This is a genomic window from Neobacillus sedimentimangrovi (genome assembly GCF_010614825.1).
Taxonomy (GTDB): Bacteria; Bacillota; Bacilli; order Bacillales; family Cytobacillaceae; genus Neobacillus; species Neobacillus thermocopriae.
This window is the reverse complement of record NZ_JAAFZF010000091.1, coordinates 1-3040: the sequence shown is the minus strand read 5'-3', so window position 1 is coordinate 3040 and position 3040 is coordinate 1. Positions and strand designations below refer to the sequence as shown.

The following is a 3040-nucleotide window of genomic DNA, read 5'->3' as shown; positions in this document are numbered from 1 at the left end:
GAAGAATTGAAAAAGAAAATCGAAAAATATATCGATTATTATAACAATGTGCGAATAAAACAAAAACTGGCTGGTATGAGTCCAGTTGAATATCGAATTCATACCAGCCAATTAATTGCATAATGAAAAACTCTAACTTTAAGGGGGCACTACCTTTAGACTGACCTTCGGTCCGGCCCCTTTTCCGTTTTTGAGTACAAAAAAATCGTCCTTTCTTGTAAAATGAAGTTACCACACAACATCAACAGAAAGGACGATTTTTTATGAATAATCCAATGACTATTCAAGTTAATTATAGCACGCAAATGGAAATGGGTCTAGAGGGAATTCAAGAAAGGAATGTAACAAAAGAAAAACAACAGAAAAAGCTCGTTTTTCAACCTTATAGTAACAAACAAATGATGATAATTTTAGATTTGGAAATGTACATTCCAGAAAATCACGTGGCTCGACTAGTGGATGAAATGGTGGAATCGATTCCGGATGAAGTTCTGTTTTCTCATTATATAGGAGGAGGACGTGCCCCCTTTTCATCCGAAAATGTTGCTTAAAGTCATTTTGTATGCGTATACACAAAAAATCTATTCGAGTAGAAAGATAGAGCAAATGATTCAAGAAAATCTTCCAGCGATGTGGCTAGCTGGTATGCAAACTCCTGACCATCGAACGATCAATGATTTTCGTGGGTTTCGCATGCCAACCATGATGGAATCGATATTTGAGCAGTTCGTGATTCAACTTGTCGAACAAGGATTCATAGATTTTGAACACATTTTTGTAGACGGAACTAAAATTGAAGCGAATGCGAATAAATACACATTTGTATGGAGAAAATCCATCGAAAATTATGATGAAAAATTGCGAATGAAGATCAAAGCTCTCCTTCAAGAAATACATCAGGTGACAAAGGATGAACTAGAAGAGGAAAAACTGGAAGAAGAATTAATAAAATCAACAGCACAACTAGGAGAAGAGATTCAAGAATTAGAAGAGCAATATGAAGTAGAGATAGATAGTGAAAAGCGAAAAGAACTTCGTTCCAAAAAGTCAGAACTAAGCAAACAAAAGAAAGCCATAGAATCAGACTATCTTCCACGCTTAAGAAAGTATGAAGTACAAAGGGAAATTCTTGGTGAACGGAATAGCTATTCAAAAACAGATCACGATGCCACCTTTATGAGAATGAAAGATGACCATATGAAAAACGGTCAATTAAAAGCTGGATATAATGTGCAAATAGCTACGCAAAATCAATTTATCGTAGGATACGGATTGTATCAAAGACCTGGAGATACCCGTTGTTTTCAGCCGTTTATGGAAAAGTTAATGGCTTCTTTACCTACAGTGTCTAAACAAGTGGTGGCCGATGCAGGATATGCAAGTGAAGAAAATTACTTATTTGCGATCGGGGAAGAGAAAGAACCACGATTTGAATTATTAGCTCCATACAATACATATTTGAAGGAACAAACTAGGAAATATAAGAAAGATATTTCAAAGGTAAAAAATTGGACTTATCTAGAGGAGGATGACATTTTTATCTGTCCCAACAACCGAAAGGTTGCATTTAAACGGTACAGTAAGCGGAAAAACAGTATAGGCTACCTACAAGACTTCAAAATATATGAATGCGAAGATTGTTCGGATTGTCCAATGAAATCATTATGTACGAAAGCCAAAGGCAATCGTCAAGTACATTGGAATCCCACTTACGAAGAAATGAAAGCAAAGGCTAAAACAGCCCTTAATGACAAACAAAAGGCAGCCATCTACGCAAAGCGGAAAGTGGATGTCGAAATTGTGTTCGGTAACATTAAGGGCAATCTGTCGTTCAATCGATTTCTGTTGCGAGGACTTGAAAAAGTCCAGACAGAATTCGGAATTGTGGCCATGCCCCATAATCTCCTGAAATTAGCAGGCTTCCGCCTAGCTAATTTCAGGAATAAAGAAAAAGAGCGAATTGGAAAACCTAAGACGTTTTCCTTCATTCGCTCTTTTTTGGGACTTTTTGGACAAGCCCCTTTTTCTATGCCTAATTTTTAGCTACTGTTTATACTAATTCTAATAATAGACATTATGTTGCAAAAAAACATTACGTTTGGCATAGCTATTAACAATGTGATAATGGTTATTGTCACGAATATTTCGTTACTTTTCAAGCAACTTTTTCGCAGTAATTCTTTTACCCCGTTTAAGTAGCTTTTTTTATCGAAACACTTTTTACCCTATTTAGGTAGCTATTTTACTGCTGATTCTTCATCTAGTTTAAGGGAGGTTTTCCATCAAAAAAATTTTCACCCTGTTTAAATAGTTATTTCGCAGCAGTCTCTTTCCCTTGTTTAAAGATTGATCGATTAATCCAAAAAGAGCGAGTAATATGCATCAGCCTATCGCTTGTTTATGGCAAACTAAAAATGTACAGTTTGGCAATTAATTTATGTAGCCCTTTTCGGGCATAAAAAAACCACTTGCCAACATCCCTACATTCAAATACACTTCCTGTTATTGGGCAAAAATGACAGGAGGCGATGAAGGAGATGTTAGCAGTGGCAGAAATTAATTATATCAGACATGAAGCAAATAAAAAAGGGCGTTCGTATAGCTCTATTGCCAAACAAATGAGTCGAGACCGTAGAACGGTTCGGAAATATGCAGAGATGGAGGATTTTAGTCCTTCAGAAGTACCAAAGCAAAAACGAAAAGCAAAAGTCATGGATCCTGTGAAACCGATTCTAGATCAATGGCTTCAAGAAGACTTGAAGAAGAAAAAGAAGTTTCAATGAACTGCTCAACGGATGTATACGCAACTTGTCGAAGAATATGGGTTTGAAGGTTCCGCACGATCCGTTCGGCATTATGTATCCCAACGTAAAAAACAGCTTTCCGAAGAGACAGAAACAGCTGCATTGCCATTAGAGTCGAAGCCAGGAACAGCTCAAGTGGACTTTGGGGAGGCACCATTTAAATATCGTGGAGAAGTAGTGACATGGCCATATTTGGTTTTATCGTTTCCCTATAGTAATACCTTTTACGTTCAGGT

3 protein-coding genes and 1 pseudogene are annotated in these 3040 nt (G+C 36.9%); all 4 read left to right on the top strand.

Features of this window, described 5'->3' with window-relative positions:
• Positions 1–123 (top strand): IS3 family transposase (locus tag GZA11_RS16170; protein WP_163182820.1); only part of this gene is annotated, 123 nt, incomplete at its 5' end.
• A gap of 140 nt (positions 124–263) precedes the next feature.
• On the top strand, positions 264–551 hold the full coding sequence (locus tag GZA11_RS16165) for a transposase (RefSeq protein WP_051968197.1): 288 nt from the start codon (positions 264–266) through the stop codon (positions 549–551).
• A complete protein-coding gene (locus tag GZA11_RS16160; RefSeq protein WP_163184394.1) occupies positions 520–2043 on the top strand; it encodes an IS1182 family transposase in 1524 nt (507 codons plus the stop codon). Before GZA11_RS16165 ends, GZA11_RS16160 begins: the two co-directional genes overlap by 32 nt.
• A gap of 494 nt (positions 2044–2537) precedes the next feature.
• Positions 2538–3040: pseudogene (locus GZA11_RS16155) on the top strand (IS21 family transposase); the annotation flags it as partial.